9 protein-coding genes are annotated in these 15,355 nt (G+C 68.9%); 5 read left to right on the forward strand and 4 right to left on the reverse strand.

Features of this window, described 5'->3' with window-relative positions:
- The 5 genes from ENSA7_RS34265 to ENSA7_RS34285 form a co-directional block, all read left to right on the forward strand.
- A partial coding sequence (locus ENSA7_RS34265; RefSeq protein ID WP_244924007.1) for a protein adenylyltransferase SelO occupies positions 1–1,611 on the forward strand: 1,611 nt, incomplete at its 5' end.
- A gap of 29 nt (positions 1,612–1,640) precedes the next feature.
- A complete protein-coding gene (locus tag ENSA7_RS34270; protein ID WP_106093627.1) occupies positions 1,641–2,876 on the forward strand; it encodes an acetyl-CoA acetyltransferase in 1,236 nt (411 codons plus the stop codon).
- A gap of 417 nt (positions 2,877–3,293) precedes the next feature.
- Positions 3,294–7,109 (forward strand): serine/threonine-protein kinase, encoded by a 3,816-nt coding sequence (locus ENSA7_RS34275; RefSeq protein WP_146158470.1) that lies wholly within the window; start codon positions 3,294–3,296, stop codon positions 7,107–7,109.
- 24 nt (positions 7,110–7,133) lie between these two features.
- Positions 7,134–8,516, forward strand: a complete 1,383-nt coding sequence (locus ENSA7_RS34280) for a lysophospholipid acyltransferase family protein (protein WP_146158471.1) — start codon at positions 7,134–7,136, stop codon at positions 8,514–8,516.
- A gap of 235 nt (positions 8,517–8,751) precedes the next feature.
- Positions 8,752–11,004 carry an ATP-binding protein gene (locus ENSA7_RS34285; RefSeq protein WP_106093630.1) on the forward strand — a complete coding sequence of 751 codons (2,253 nt, stop codon included), beginning with the start codon at positions 8,752–8,754 and terminating at the stop codon, positions 11,002–11,004.
- 20 nt (positions 11,005–11,024) lie between these two features.
- On the opposite strand, the gene ENSA7_RS34290 is transcribed toward ENSA7_RS34285, so the two are convergent.
- From ENSA7_RS34290 to ENSA7_RS34305, 4 genes are all read right to left on the reverse strand, one after another.
- Positions 11,025–12,989: a Na/Pi cotransporter family protein gene (locus ENSA7_RS34290; protein WP_106093631.1), complete on the reverse strand. Its 1,965-nt coding sequence runs from the start codon at positions 12,987–12,989 to the stop codon at positions 11,025–11,027.
- The gene (locus ENSA7_RS34295) at positions 12,986–13,864 is read right to left on the reverse strand and encodes a VTC domain-containing protein (protein ID WP_106093632.1); all 879 of its coding nucleotides are present in this window, start codon (positions 13,862–13,864) and stop codon (positions 12,986–12,988) included. Before ENSA7_RS34295 ends, ENSA7_RS34290 begins: the two co-directional genes overlap by 4 nt.
- On the reverse strand, positions 13,861–14,616 hold the full coding sequence (locus ENSA7_RS34300; RefSeq protein ID WP_106093633.1) for a TapB family protein: 756 nt from the start codon (positions 14,614–14,616) through the stop codon (positions 13,861–13,863). The genes ENSA7_RS34295 and ENSA7_RS34300 overlap by 4 nt, the downstream gene beginning before the upstream one ends.
- Before the next feature lie 198 nt (positions 14,617–14,814).
- Complete coding sequence (locus ENSA7_RS34305; protein ID WP_106093634.1) at positions 14,815–15,294, reverse strand: hypothetical protein; 480 nt, start codon at positions 15,292–15,294, stop codon at positions 14,815–14,817.
- Positions 15,295–15,355: the final 61 nt, after the last annotated feature.

Here is a 15,355-nt window from a genome sequence, read left to right on the forward strand (position 1 = left end):
CCCTTCGACAACTCGTTCACCCGCGAGCTCCCCGCCGATCCCGAGCCCGACAACTTCCGTCGAGCCGTCCACAACGCATGCTACTCGCGCGTGCACCCAACCCCGGTCGCCGCGCCCCGCCTCCTCGCATGGTCCCCCGAGGTCGCCCGCCTCATCGGCCTCCCCGAAGATCCCCAGACCACCCCCGAGCTCGCGCAGATCCTCTCGGGCAACCAGCTCCTACCAAACATGGATCCCTACGCAGCCTGCTACGGCGGCCACCAGTTCGGCAACTGGGCCGATCAGCTAGGCGACGGACGAGCGATCACGCTGGGCGAAGTCCTCACGCCCACCAACCAACGCTGGGAACTCCAGCTCAAGGGCGCCGGCCCAACCCCGTACTCGCGCCGCGGAGACGGCCGCGCGGTCCTGCGATCCTCCGTCCGAGAGTTCCTGTGCAGCGAAGCCATGCACCACCTCGGCGTCCCGACCACGCGCGCGCTCTCGCTGGTCGGGACCGGTGACTCGGTCATGCGCGACATGTTCTACGACGGCAACGCCAAGCCCGAGCCCGGGGCGATCGTGTGTCGGGTCGCGCCGTCGTTCCTGCGCTTCGGCAACTTCGAGCTGCCGATGGCCCGGGGCGAGCACGCGATCCTGAACCAGCTGGCCGACTACGCGATCACAACCCACTTCCCGGAGCTGCTCGACCAGACCGGCGGGTCGATCACCGCGGCCACCTACGCGGCGTGGTTCACCGAGGTCTGCCAGCGCACCGCCAAGATGGTCGCCGAGTGGATGCGGGTCGGGTTCGTACACGGGGTCATGAACACCGACAACATGTCGATCCTGGGGCTGACGATCGACTACGGACCCTACGGCTGGATCGACGACTACGACCCGGACTGGACCCCGAACACGACCGACGCGTCGGGCCGGCGCTATCGGTTTGGCAACCAACCCCGCATTGCGATGTGGAACCTGGTCAAGTTCGCCACGGCCCTGCACCCGCTCGTGGGCAGCACCGAGCCGTTCGAGGACGGGATGCGAGCGTTCTCCGAGACGCTTGGTGAGCACACGCTGACGAGCTTCGCGGCCAAGCTGGGGCTCGAGCCGTTCGCGGATGACGAAGATCCCGAGGATCCAAGCAGCGGCGTGAGCCTGGCCAACCAGAGCATGCGGGTCCTGGCGAGCACGCCAACCGACATGACGATCTTCTATCGCGCGCTCGCCGACGTGCCCGTACAGGCCGACGCCAGCGACGACGAGCTGCTCGCGCCGCTGTGGGCGGCGTACTACGAGGCGGACCCCAGCACGCTGCAGCCGGCGACGCGCTCGCTGACCGTGGCGTGGCTGCGCCAGCTCGGCGCGCGGGTCCGCAACGAGGGGGCCGCGCCCGACCACCGCCGCGCTCGCATGCACGCGGCCAACCCCAAGTACGTGCTTCGCAACTACCTCGCCCAGCTCGCGATCGACAAGGCCGAGGCCGGCGATCCCTCGCTGATCAACGAGCTGCTCGATGTGATGCGCCGCCCCTACGCGGAGCAGCCCGCCTACGAGCAGCACGCGGCCAAGCGCCCCGACTGGGCCAAGCACCGGGCCGGCTGCTCGATGCTCTCGTGCAGCTCGTGAGTCGCCCCGTCATGAGGTAAAGCCGTGTCATGAGCCGTCCCGTGTTCATCCTTGGCGGTCACCAGACCGACTTTGCGCGGCACTGGACCCGCGAGCAGCTGGGCTTGATCGATCTGATCGACGAGGCCGTCCGCGAGGGGCTGAGCGACGCCCGCGTGTCCGCGACGGAGGTCGGCTCGATCCACGTGGGCAACTTCGCGGCCGAGCGGTTCGCGGATCAGGGCCACCTCGGCGGGCTGGTGGTCGAGGCCTGCCGCGCACTCGAGGGCAAGCCGTCGGCGCGGCACGAGGCGGCGTGTGCCTCGGGCAGCGTGGCGATCATGGCCGCGCGCGCCGAGCTGCTGGCGGGCCTCCACGAGGTCGCGCTGGTCGTGGGCGTCGAGCTGATGCGCAACGTACCTGGCCGGCTCGCCGCCCAGCACCTCGCGCCCGCGGCCTGGGCCCCCGCTGAGACCGAGGGCGTCGCGTTCTTGTGGCCGCAGCTGTTCTCGGATCTCGCCCAGACCTACGCGCGGCGCTACGGGCTCGACCGCGCCCACCTCGTCGCGCTGGCCCAGCAGGCGTTCGCCAACGCCAAGCGCAACCCCAAGGCCCAGACCCGCGGGTGGGAGCTCAGCCCCGCGAGCTTCAGCGAAGACGACGCGATCAACCCGGTGATCGCGGGCCAGGTTCGGCGTCACGATTGCTCGCAGATCACCGACGGCGCGGCCTCGCTGGTGCTCGCCACCGAGGCCTACGCTCGCAGCTGGGCGGCCGCGCAGGGGCTCACGCTCGCTGATCTCCCCCGCATCGAGGGGGTCGGCCATCGCACCGCCAGGATCTCGTTCGCGGGCAAGCTCGCCGACAGCGAGGATCAACCCCACGTGTTCCCGCAGGTCCACCGCTGCATTCAGGACGCGCTCACCGAGGCCGGGCTGGACTCGTGGCGAGGGCTGGATCTGGTCGAGACCCACGACTGCTTCACCAGCACGTTCTATATGGCGATCGATCACTTCGGGCTCACGCCTCCGGGCCAGAGCTTCCGGGCGATCGAAGCGGGCACCATTGCGTTCGGGGGCGCGTGCCCGTTCAACCCCTCGGGTGGGCTGATCGGGCTCGGGCACCCGGTCGGGGCGACCGGCGTGCGTATGGTCCTGGACGCGACCCGGCAGGTCAGCGGGCGGGCCGAAGCCTGCCAGGTTGACGGCGCGAGCCGGGCAGCGACGCTGAACATCGGTGGCAGCGCGACGACCTCGGTTTGTTTCGTGGTCGCCCGTGGGAACTGAAATTCATAGGGGTATTGGCCGAATGGCCATGATCGACAGTACATACATTGTCCATTGGCACACCTGACCGTCTTCTGTCATTCAATGGTACGTATCCCATCATGCACATGTCGGGGCCGCTAAAGTTCGATGAGCCGTGAGCACCCATCTGGGACACGTACAGGGGCGTAGTGGAGCTCGCCTCACGATCATGTCAAAGACTGAAAGTATGGCCTTTCGCCCGGGCAAATTGCCTCATGGTCGCGCAATATCACGAATATGCGCCAGCGAACCCGCAAATTTTCGCTGTAGTTGGTCTCAGGACCAGGTTCGCTCATTCTGATCTCCTGCTAGGATTCATTCGAGTTGGCACCGTTGGATGATCACCGGGCTCTGACTGACGCGTCGACGGCTGCGCGTCGCCGCCGAAGCGCGACCGTGATTGATCACACCTGGCATGAGTCTCAATCCCCGGCGAGCCAGTCCTCGCTGGCGATCGCAGATCGGGTCGCCCGGGCCAAGCACGCCAGGCTGAACCACGCTGGGGGCCCGGACCACGAGCCGGTGGTGCTCGGCAACTATGAACTCGAGCGGCTCGTGGGCGCTGGCGGCATGGGCCAGGTGTTCGCGGCGCGCTCGCTCGAGACCGGCGCGCGGGTGGCCTTGAAGCTGCTGCACCGGTCCAGCAGCACGGCCCTGCTGCGGCTCAAGCAGGAGTTCCGAGTGCTCGCGGACGTCGAGCACCACAACCTGGTCAAGCTCGAGGAGCTGGTCGTACCGCCCGAGGGCGAGCCGTTCTTCACGATGGAGCTGATCGACGGGGTGCCGTTCGTCGAGTACGTGCGCGGGCGAACGCCTCGGGGCCAATTGCCCAATCAAATTCGCCTGCGCCGCACGCTTCGACAGCTGCTCGAGGCGCTCGAGCACCTGCACCTGCGCGGCTACGTGCACCGGGATCTCAAGCCCTCGAACGTGCTCGTCGCCAACGACGGGCGGGTGGCCGTGCTCGACTTTGGTCTGGTCTGCGGCCTGTTTGGTCAAGCGGGCCCGGTCGAACACGACGCGCCCCACCATCCAAGCCCGCTCGAGCACAGCAGCTTGGTCGTGCACGCGGACGCGGCCGGCGACGACATCGTGGTCGGGACGCCGGCGTACATGGCCCCTGAGCAGGCTCAGCTTGGCCAGGCCGGTCCAGCCGCGGATCTCTACGCCGTCGGGGTGATCCTGTATGAGTGTCTGTGCGGGGTGCGGCCGTTCATGGGTCGCCCACAGCAGGTCTTGCTCGCCAAGATCGACGAGTCCGCCCCCGATCCGCTGGTTCGGGTCCCGCGGGCCGACAAAGATCTGCTCGAGCTGTGTCGCGGGATGCTGGCTCGAGATCCCAGCCAGCGACCCAGCGCCAGCGATGCGCTCGCCTGCCTCGACAACGCACCGCGCACGCTCGGTCGCGCGGAGCGGTTCGTCGGTCGCCTCAGCGAGCTCGCGCAGCTCGACCGGGCGCTCGCGGTGGTCCGCGGCCAGGTCCCTGGCCAGGCCCACTCGGTCGCAATGATGCTGCGGGGGCCGAGCGGTCAAGGTAAGTCGGCGCTGCTGCAGCGCTGGGCTTCGCAGCTCGATTCCGAGTCCACCTTGGTGCTGCGCGGCCGCTGCTTCGAGCGTGAGTCGATCGCCTACAAGGGGCTGGACACGGTCGTCGACGCGCTGTCGCGGCACCTTCGCCAGCTGTCCGAGCGCGAGCGCGCCGGGTTGATGCCGACCCACGTTGGGTCGCTGATCCGCCTGTTCCCGGTGCTCGAGGGCATCTGGCCTGCGCCGCTCGAGCCGAGCCGCAGCGTCGGGCCGGCCGAGCAGCGGGGGCTGGCGCTGGCGAGCCTGCGTGAGCTCCTGCGGGGCATCGCCGTCGAGCGCCCCACCGTCGTGATGCTCGACGACTTCCACTGGGCCGACACCGACAGCGCGCGCCTGCTGCGGCTGGTGCTCGACGATCCAGGTGGACCGCCGCTGTTGCTGGTCGTCGCGTTTCGGGAGCCGCCCCAGCCCTGCGAGGCCGCGGCGGAGCTGCGGGCCCTGAGCCAGGGTCGGCGCGTCGACGTGCGTGAGCTCGAGCTGGGCGGGCTGACCTGGTCGGAGGCCCGCGAGCTGGTGCTGCCCAGCTTTGGGGATGATGGCCGCGACAGTCGGCTGATCGCGCGGGCCAAGGCCCTGGTCCGCGACAGCGGCGGCAACCCGCTGCACCTGTGCGAGCTGATCCGCAGCCAGGATCTCGAGCTCGACGCGGAGCTGGATCTCGACGTGTTGATCGCGGGCCGCGTCGAGGCCCTCGAGCCCAGCTTGCGCCAGGCGCTGGCCTTCATCGCGCTCGCCAACGGTCCGATCGCGCGGGCGGTGATCCTCGCGGCCGGAGCCAGCAGCGACGATCTCGAGGCCCTGATCGACGCGGAGTTGGTGTGGCTGCCCGAGCTCGACGACGAGCTGATCGAGGTCACCCACGACCGCATTCGCGAGGCGGTGCTCGGCGAGTTCGCCAGCGAGACGCTGCCGCTGCTGCACCTGCGCCTGGCGGTCGCGCTGGCCGAGCACGACACCGACGCGGAGCTCATCGCCGAGCACTTCGAGCGCAGCGGCCAGCCACTGCTCGCGCTGACCTACGCCGAGCGAGCGGCCCGCCAGGCCATGGGCACGCTCGCGTTCAGCCGCGCGGTGACCTGGTATCAGCGCTGCCTCGACTGGCTCCCCACCCACGCCGACCCCGAGCGCCGCGCTGGGCTCGAGCGCAGCATGGCCGAGGCCTGCGCGAACTCGGGTCGCCTGGTCGAGGCGGCCCACCTGCTACTGGCCCAGGCGCGCACGCAACCAGCCCTGGACGCCCACGCGCTGCGGGCCAAGGCCGTGGAGTACCTGCTCAAGGCGGGGCGCCTGCGCGAGGGGCTGGACGAGGTTGCGACGGTGCTGCGCTCGGTCGGGTTGACGTACCCCACTCGCGGCGCGCAGCTGCATGGCGCCGCGTTGTTCTACCGGCGCGGCCTGGCCCGGGATCTAGATAATTTCCTCACCCGCGGGGAGCTCGGCGTTCCCGAGCCCGAGCGCAGCGGCGAGCGAGCGTTGCTCCGCGCCCAAGCTGGGATCTGCGCGACCGTGTCCGAGAGCCTGGTCGCGCACCAGGGGCTGATCTCGCTGTACTTCTTGTGTCGCTGGCGACGGCTCGCGGGCGAGCTGGGCGACCCACTCCTGTTCGCTCGCGCGCTGGGCATGGACGCGATCGTGTCGAGTTCGCTCGGTGATCCCGAGCGCGGCCGCGAGCTGCTGACCGTCGCCCGCCAGCTCAGCGGCGAGCACGTCGTCAACGGCCTGATGTTGGAGCTGTCCAGCGCCTCGGTCGAGGCCTTCGCTGACAACTGGGGGCTCGCGGTCGCGCGCGTCGAGCAGGCGCTGCCCAAGATCGGCGCGTGCTCCGACCTACAGTGGGAGCGACGCATGGCGATCGACTTGCTGAGCTGGACCAGCATCGAAGCCGGCGACTACCGCTCGTCGATCACCCTGACGCGGCGGGCCATGAAGGTCGCGGTCGACGTCGGCGACGTGAAGGGGGTCCGCGCCAGCGCCGGGCTGCTCGCGTGGGCGCTGGTGTGCGCGGGCGAGCTCGAGGAGGCGCAGCGCGTGCTCGAGGACGCCCGCGCCTATCAGCGCCAGCTCGTCGCGGATGACTCCGTCGATCACTTCGACCTCGCCGATGTGCTGCGCGACTTCGCGTGGATCCGCCTGCTGCTTCGGACCGAGCGAGCGACCGAGGCGGTCGCCGTGGCCGAGCAGCTGCCTGCCAAGCTGCAGCGGCTCGGACTGTGGCGGCTCCCCTCCTACCGGGGCACGGCCCTGGCGCTGATCGGCTTCGCCAACCTTCACGCCCAGCTGCGCGAGCCCACGGCTCGACGTCGGTGGAAGCTGCGCTCGATCGCTCGCAAGCTGCGGGGTGGCACGAGCCACCAGCGAGGCAACGCGGCGCTGATCGACGCCACGCTCGAGCAGCTCGACGGCAAGCCCGCCCGCGCCGCCGCGGCGCTGGCCGAGGCCGAGACCTGGTTTGCGGGCGCGGGTGCGATGGCCAGCCTGGCCGCCGCTCGCTACCGTCGCGCCGCGTTGGTCGCAGGTGAGCAACGCGAGGCCCTGCTCGCCAAGGCCACGGAGTACTTCACTGCCCAGCAGATCCGCCGGCCCGAGGGGCTGATCTCGATCTTGGCCCCGGCCCCGCTGCGCTGACGCACGAGTGCTATCGTCGCGCTCGTGGTCGCTCCGGCACCGACGCCGCTGTACCGCGCACTGCGGATGTCGGCTCGCGTCTCGCTGGGCCTGTTCTATCGGCACATCGAGGTCACGGGGCTCGAGCACCTCGAGCAGCTCGAGCACGGGGTGCCAACGATCCTGGCCTCGACCCACCCCAACTCGATCGTGGATCCGCTGCTCGTCGGCCTGTTCGAGCAGCGTCCGGTGACCTTCTGCGCCCGCGACGGGTTGTTTCGGGTCCCGGTGTTTGGGGCGCTGCTGCGCTCGGTCGGCGCGGTGCCGATCCGTCGGCGCAGCGACCACGCCGCCAGCGCGGTCGACAACGACGACGCGTTCGCGGCCTGTCGCGCCGTGCTGGCGGGGGGCGGCGTGATCTCGATCTTCCCCGAGGGCAAGACCCACGCGCGCATGCGGGTCGAGCCGATCAAGACGGGTGTGGCCCGCATTGCGATCGACGCCGAGCGCAGCGCGGGTCCCCTCGACGTCCACATCGTCCCGGTCGGGCTCAACTACCTGGTCCGCGAGGCGTTTCGCAGCGACGTCCACGTGGCCTTTGGTCCGCCGATCCGCGTGGCGGCGCTGCTGGATCCAGCCACCGATCCTGCGACCTTGGTGCGGGCGCTGACCGAGCGGGTCGGGGAGTCGATGCGCGCGCTCGCGGTCCACGTCGAGCGTGAGGAAGACGAGCGGCTGATCGCCCAGGTCACCGCGATCATCGTGGGGATCCGCGACGCCGAGGGTCTCGACGGCGAGGGTCAGTCGCCGGCCGAGCGCACCGCGTTGGCCCGGCGGGTGATCGACGCCTACCGCTGGCTCGAGGACCACGATCCGATCCGCTGCGCCCGCCTGCGCACCCGCGTGATCCGCTACCTCGACGAGCGCCGCAGCCTCGGGTACGGCGGGGTCGAGACCGCCCTGCAAGGCCGCCGCGAGCGACGGCACGGCCGCGAAGATCGGTCGATCCTCGGCCCGGTTGCGCTGCTGCTCGGGGCCCCGCTCGCGGCGCTCGGGGTCGCAACCTCGATCCTCCCGTTCTTGATCGTGCGCCTGCTGCTGCTGATCGGCCGCCCCACCACGTATCGGATCGCGCTGACCAAGCTGCTCGGGGGCATGGTGCTGTATGGCGTGTGGTTTGCGCTGCTGACCTGGAGCGTGTTGAGAGCGGTCGGCCCCGGCGCGGCGCTCGGCGTTGGGCTGGCTCTGATGCCGCTGACCGTGTTCACCCACCGGTATTTGATCGATCTCCGGCTCTATCGGTTCGGGCTGCGCAAGAACCTGCGACGCGTGGTCCAACGCCGCCGGTTCGCGCGGCTGCGGGTCGAGCGTGACCGCCTGACCCAGGAGCTCGCGCAGCTGCGCCAGACCTACCTGGGAAGTCAGTGACCCCACAGGTGCCTCACGCCGACTGCAGCCGCTGCGCGTCCGCGGGCGCGTGTGTGGCTCGACTGGAAGGCTCTCGGCGCATTTCCTGCCGGCATGGGCCGCGCAGCGTGGGGAGAAAAAATCTGGCAAGAAGTCTTCGGGACCGAGACCCTCTCCCTCATGGTCCCGACCCGTGCACCGAACAAGCCGCAGCTGTCGTCGACGATCGTGCTCGCAAGCCCTGCGTCGAATCATCGTGCTGGTGGTGCATCTCTGCGTGGCCGGGCTGTGCCAGCCACGAGCCGCGCACGCGGACGCGCCGCGCGTGCTGATGCTGAACTCCTACCATCCGCAGTACGCCTGGACGGACGCGCTGGTGCGTGGCGTGCAGGAAGAGCTGTCGTATCTACCCGCCGAGCACCTCTTCATCGAGTTCATGGACGCGCGCCGGATGGTCGACGACGACGCGTATCTGAAGCTCCTCGTCGACGCCTACGCGCACAAGTACCGTCGGTTCCCGCCGGACGTGATCATCTCCAGCGACGACAGCGCGCTCGAGTTCCTGCTCGCGCACCGGACAACTTTGTTCCCGGACGTACCGATCGTCTTTTGCGGCATCAACTCGCGCACCGCCGCCGAGCTCGAGCCCGTGCCGAACACGACGGGCATCCTCGAAGGGCTCGAGGTCGCGGGGAACCTCGCGTTGATCGAACGGCTCCACCCCAACGCTACGAAGGTCGTGCTCCTCGCTGACCGGACGTCACTCGGCCAGGGAATGGTCCGCATCGCCCGCCAGGTCATCCCTCGCTTCGAGCGCGAAGGGCTACGCATCGAGGTGTGGGACGACTTCACGCTGACGGAGCTGCATGACCGTGTCGCGCGCATCGACCCGGGCACGGTCTTCCTGCTCCTCGCGATCCACGAGGATCGTGCGGGCCACTACTTCTCCTACGACGAGCACCTCCCGCCGCTCACTGACGTGAGCCCCGTGCCCATCTACGCCATGTTCGGGATGCTGCTTGGTCAAGGCATCACTGGCGGCGCGATGAACGATCCTCACGATCACGGTCGCGCCGCGGCCGTGATCGCGCGGCGCGTGCTCAGCGGAACGCCTGCGGATGCGATCCCGTTGGTCAAAAGCGCGGAGTACCTCCCGCGCTTCGACTACGCAGGTCTCGAGCGCTTCGGCATCCCCGAGGATCGACTCCCCGAAGGGAGCGTCGTCGTCGGGCGCCCCACGTCCTTCTATGAGGACCACACGAGGCTCGTGTGGGCGGTCTCCGCGGTGATCGTGAGCCTGGGCCTGGCGGTGTTCTGGCTCGCCTCGATCGTCCGCCGGATGCGGCGCGCAGAGCGAGAGCTCGCCAACAAACAAGAAGAGCTCCGTCGCGCGCAGCAGCTCGAAGTCCTGGGTCGACTCGCGGGCGGCGTCGCGCACGACTTCAACAACCTCATGACCGCGATCTCGGGCTTCGCGGCGCTCGCATCCCGACGCGTTGCAGCGAACGACGAGGTCCTGCGCGACGACCTCGAGGAGATCCAGCACGCGACCGAGCGTGCGGCCGAGCTCACGCGACAACTCCTCTCGTTCGCGCGCCGCCAGCCGATCCAGACCCGGGTCGTCGACGTCAACGCGCTCCTCGTGAACCTCCACAAGCTGCTTCGACGGCTCGTGAGCGAGGCGGTGGAGCTCGTCGTGCTCCCGACCAAGGATCCCGCGTGCGTGCGCATCGATCCCGGCCAGCTCGAGCAAGTGCTGAGCAACCTCGTCGTGAATGCACGCGACGCGATGCCGAGCGGCGGCAAGCTCACGCTCAGCGTGAAGGCGAGCGAGACCCACGTGCTCCTCGAGGTCTCGGACACGGGCGTCGGGATGACCGATGTTGTGAAAGCCCGCATCTTCGAGCCGTTCTTCACGACCAAGGAAGTCGGTCGCGGCGCGGGGCTGGGGCTCGCGACGATCATCGCTATCGTCGAGCGGGCGCGGGGAACGATCGACGTCGACTCGAGCCCCGGGCATGGGACGACGTTCGAGATCCGCCTGCCGCGTGTGTTCGAGTCGCCAGCCGAATTGCCGGCGCATCCCCACCGAACGCCGGTCCGGATGGGCGGCGGACTCGTGCTGGTCGTCGAAGACGACCCCCAAGTGCGGCGTGTAGCACGTGCCGCGCTCACGCACAGCGGCTACGAGGTCCTCGAAGCCGACAACGGCGTCGTCGCGCTCGAGCTCGCAAGGCAGCACGATTCACGGCTCCGATGCGTACTCACGGACGTCGTCATGCCCATCCTCGGAGGCGGCGAGCTCGTTCGGAAGCTCCGGAGCAAACACCCCGATCTACCGATCGTCGTGATGTCCGGGTACGTCGACGACCCAAGCCTCGGGACCGAGCTGGCGCGACTCGATATACGCTTCATTTCCAAGCCCTTCCTTCCAGACGAGCTGGTCGCGATCGTGAGTGACGCGGTCGAGAGCGTGCCGTCGCGGGCGCAATCGGCCCGTCCGGCCTGAACCCCGCTCCAGCGCTAGAACTAGAAGTCCTCCGGCACCAGCCCGAGCCCCAACCGATACAGCTGATTACCCACCGTCTCATATCCGTTGGCCAGCTCCGCGAGGCGCAGCAAATTGGTCGAGTCAGTGACGTCCCCCGCCTCGATCTGCGCGCGCAAGAACTCGCGCAGCGCGGCCTCCGTCGCGTTGATCTGGATCTCCCGCGCGCGCAGATCATCGATCTCCGGCCCACTCCCGCCGCCAACGAGCGTGACAGCGTCGTCGAGACCGGCGAGCAGCAGCGCGTGTAGCTCGTGGATGAAGCGACCGCCCTCCCCCTCGAGCCGCACACCGCGACGGGCCGCGCGCTCGACCGTGTAGCGGACCTGCTCGAGCGACTGCTCGACCGACAGGATCGAGACCAAGGTGTCGGTGTCCGTCGAGCCAGCGCTGGCCTGCGCGAGGTGGGCATCGGCCAGCTCCCGGGCCCGCTCGAGGTGGCGCTCGAGCACGGCGGGGGCGTCGGGCTCGCCCTCGAGCACGACCTTCATTTGCTCGAGCGCACGCTTTTGCTCGAGCAAGACCACGCTGATCGGCTGCAAGGACGGGCCGAGCTCGCGCGTGGGTGAGCGTGAGTACGCGGGGCGCAGCAGCTTGCTCAGGCGGCCGACGATCGGGAACACGGCCAGGGTCGCGACGCACTGCATGACGATGAAGCCGACCGCGAGGTGAAGCCCGACGTTGGGGTGCAGCAGCTTCTTGCCGCGATCGATCTCCTCTGGGTCGCTGCGCAGCAGCGTGGCGACCAGCTCCGGTAGCCACGGAAGCATGAGCCACATGACCAGCACGCTCGCCAGCGCGAGGATCCCATGCGCCAGCGCGATCCGGCGAGAGGTCAGGCCGAGCGGCCACGAGACCAAGGTGGTGCTCAGCGCCGAGGCGACCGAGGTGCCGACCAAGATCGCCAGGGCCTGGTCGACGCTCAGGAAGCTCGTCGCCTGGGTGACGCTGAGCACTAACACGAACACGACCCCGGGCCCCTGGGTGACGAACGCCGCGAACGCGCCGAACGTGGCGGCCAGGACCAGGCCCGTCAGCGAGCTGACGTCGAGGTGGCGCAGATCCAGCAACACCGAGGGCTGCTCGGCGAGAGGTGCGAAGCCCGAGCGGAGCATGTGCGCGCCGAACAGGAGCAGGCCCACGCCCGTCACGATCTTGGCGGTCGAGCGGGCGCGCTGGTCGGTCGCGGTGAGCCGCAGGATCACGCCGACCGCGATGACCAGTGGAGCCTCGCGCGAGGCCGCGAGCGGCAGCACCGACCCGATCATGACCGCGCCCACGTGCGCGGCCAGGACCAGCGTGACGGCCGAGGAAAAGCTGAGCAAGCGGCGCTCGGCAGAGGGCAGCGCGAGCGCGGCCGCCAGCGTGGAGGTCTGGGTGACGCCGCCGATCGCAACGCCGAAGGTCATGCTGCTGCGCATCGATCGGGTCAGGCCGCCGACCCGACGGCGCAGCGTCGCGCCAGCTCGGTGCCGGAACGCCCGGGACAAGGTCAGCAGCCCGAGCAAGACCAGCGCGAGCCCACCCACGACGTTGCGAATGCTCTTGAGATAATTGGGCGCCTCGATCGGGAGCGGCCGCGGGGGGCTCTTGCGTCCATTGAGCGAGATCCGCAGATCGGCGGTGCCGTGGGCCACGTCGGGCACCTGAAACACGACCTCGTCACCGCGCACGTCCAGCGGCGGGACCTTCACACCGTCGACGATCGCAAGCACCTCCTCGCGGGACTCGATCTCCGAGACGAAGTGGACGACGACCGTGCCGCCGGGCGGGGCCGACGAGGGTTGAACGTCGATGATCCGGGGCTTGGCGCCCATCGGGATCCGGACGTCGGCTGCCGCGTCGGGCTGCTCCGCCTCGATCCAGCTCACCAGCGCGTAGACGCCGACGAGCAACAGCGCGAGGACGAACCCCAGGGCTCTCTTGCGTGCTTTGGTGCTGATCATGTCTGGTGGACCGCGCGCGAGGCTGCGAGGAATTTACTGAAGGTCCGCTGGCCAACCCGCGCAGGCTCGAGCTTGGTCGAGCTGATCAGCGCCCGCAGCCAGTCGGGCTGGGCGTCGCGCAGCTTGAGCTCGACGAGGTACTGGGGCAGGCGGGTGATCGGCGGCCCGCTGGCGAGCTTGCGGAGGGAGATGTACTCGCCCGACCCGCTGAACATGTCGACTGGCGGGCGATAGAACCCGATCCGGGTGTCGAGGGTGACCCGCATGCTCCCGCTTGGATCCTGCCACGCCCGACGCCGGTAGTGGGCCAGGCAGTCAGGTCGCAGCGGCCCCTCGGTCTGGGTGCAGAGCTGGGTGATCTGCTCGAACACCTGATCCGCGTCGGGCCCCCAGTTCGAGCGCTGCTGCGCGAGCGTCTTCTCGCTGATCACACCCCCCGACAAGAACTCGCCGACCTCGGGCGAGGGCAGCGAGAACCGAACCTTGCGAGTGCTGACACCGACCCGCGCCTTGACCTCCAGCCACACCAGCGGCTCACGACGGATCACCCCGGAGCGCGAGGTCACGACCTCGGTCAAGTCGGGGTGCTCGTCGTAGTACTCGCGCGCGCGCAGCTTGACGTTGTCGTCGCCGCGCTCGCACGCACGGGCGATCTCGCGTGACTGCGAGTCGAAGTACAAGGTCGTGACGTAGTGGACCGGGCGCGGCAAGGTGTTGGCGTTGTGCCCGCGAAACCGGTGCTCGCCGATCTGCCTGGTGACGCCGTCGACGAACGCCCGCGCGTGCGCGGGGTCCAAGAAGTACTTGTCCTCCACGCGATCGGCGAAGATCAGCGCGTCGTTCTGCACATCAGCCGACGGCGCAGAGGACGTCATGGAAAGCTCGCTCCTCCCGGGATCGAGACGCTCGCCAGCTCTTCGACGCGGCCTTCGGCGGGCCGCTCTTCGCGGACCTTGCCGACCCCGCGCGCATCCCAGAACAGCACGCGCTCACCAGCGGTGGTGCCCACGGTTCGGATCCGCTCGACCTTGATGCAGTTGAAGGTCCCCGCGGGCACCGTCACGGTCTCGTTGACGGCCAGCACCTCGTAGCTGTGCCCGCGCGGCTCGAACTTGGGGTTGAGCCCGGCCCCGTCGGTCTCGTTGCGACCGTAGAGGATCTCTTCGATGAAGCCGACGGTGTCCCACTTGTCGTCGGCGCGCATGAACCCGGGATCGTAGTCCACGATCATCGTGGTGCCGGTCCCGTCCTTGATCTCCTTGTGGACGCGCATCGCCGCGCTGCCGGTCCGCACGATCGTGCTCTCCGTCCACTCGCCCAGGTCGTTGGGGTTGTCGGTGAACACCCACGCGGGCGCGCCCTCCCACGTGATCTCGCTGGCTTCGACGACCTCCATGCCCAGGACCTGCCCGGTCGTGGTCGAGGCCACGTAGGTCCAGGTCGCGCCGTCGACGAGCGGGTAGTAGCTGTCATCCTCCTCGACCGAGCCTGTGTCGGTGGACTCCGACGAGGTGTCGGTCGAGGCTTCGTCGCCGGGCGGCGCCGCCTGGCCGCACGCCACTAGAGCGAGAGGCAGCGCGAGCATTGAGATCGCGAACATGGTCTTTGAGAAGATGATCTCGGTCATGGCGAAGGTCAGGTCAGGTTGGGTCGCTGATCTCGGCGCCATTCTTGCGGCGCTGGGTCAAGGACTTCGTGGGAGCGAGCCACGGTGAAATCTGCATCCCGGCACCATTATGTAACCTGATGCTCACCTCAATTACACAATTAGTTCTGCGCTCGCGCGCGGTCGCCGAGCTTTCAACCTTGCGTGTGCCGAGCGCGACTACCCCTTGTGCACGCTCGCCTGCCAGGTCTCGCCGTCGTGCTTGGCGGTGACGAAGTGATCGCGCTGGTCGACGACGATCGAGAAGCCCGGCGACTCGTCCCACTCCCAGCAGGTGCGCACGACGGCAGCCGCAGCTGCCGCCGGGGCAACCAGCTCGGCCACCCCCGCGACGATCACCACGCGCCCCTCGGACTGCTCGACGACGAGCGCGACCGGACGATCGGGATCGTGCTCGGCGAGCATCGAGAAAATTCGATCTTGCTCCGTCAGCGTGGCGGCCGCGAAGGTCGGGAGCACCAAGAACAACTTCATGCCGCCGACCGTCGCCTGCGCGACCTGAAACACCGGGCCAGAGTTGCCTTCGTTGGCGTCGCGCAGGACCTTGGTCTTGTTGCCAAAGTCGTAGACCCACAGCGCCCCCGAGCCGGGCACGACAAACAGGGCTTCATCTTCGAGCCGGACGGCGAGCTCGGGCACGCTCGCATTGTGCCCTGTCACCGGCGCCGAGGCCAGCGACGGCGAGCGACAAAGATGTCTG

It is taken from the genome of Enhygromyxa salina, from assembly GCF_002994635.1.
In the GTDB taxonomy this organism is placed as follows: Bacteria; Myxococcota_A; Polyangia; order Nannocystales; family Nannocystaceae; genus Plesiocystis; species Plesiocystis salina_B.

Coding starts and splice junctions, on each gene's coding strand:
- ENSA7_RS34270 (WP_106093627.1), top strand. CDS start 1,641: ATGAGCCGTCCCGTGTTCATCCTTGGCGGTCACCAGACCGACTTTGCG.
- ENSA7_RS34290 (WP_106093631.1), bottom strand. CDS start 12,989: ATGATCAGCACCAAAGCACGCAAGAGAGCCCTGGGGTTCGTCCTCGCG.
- ENSA7_RS34295 (WP_106093632.1), bottom strand. CDS start 13,864: ATGACGTCCTCTGCGCCGTCGGCTGATGTGCAGAACGACGCGCTGATC.
- ENSA7_RS34300 (WP_106093633.1), bottom strand. CDS start 14,616: ATGACCGAGATCATCTTCTCAAAGACCATGTTCGCGATCTCAATGCTC.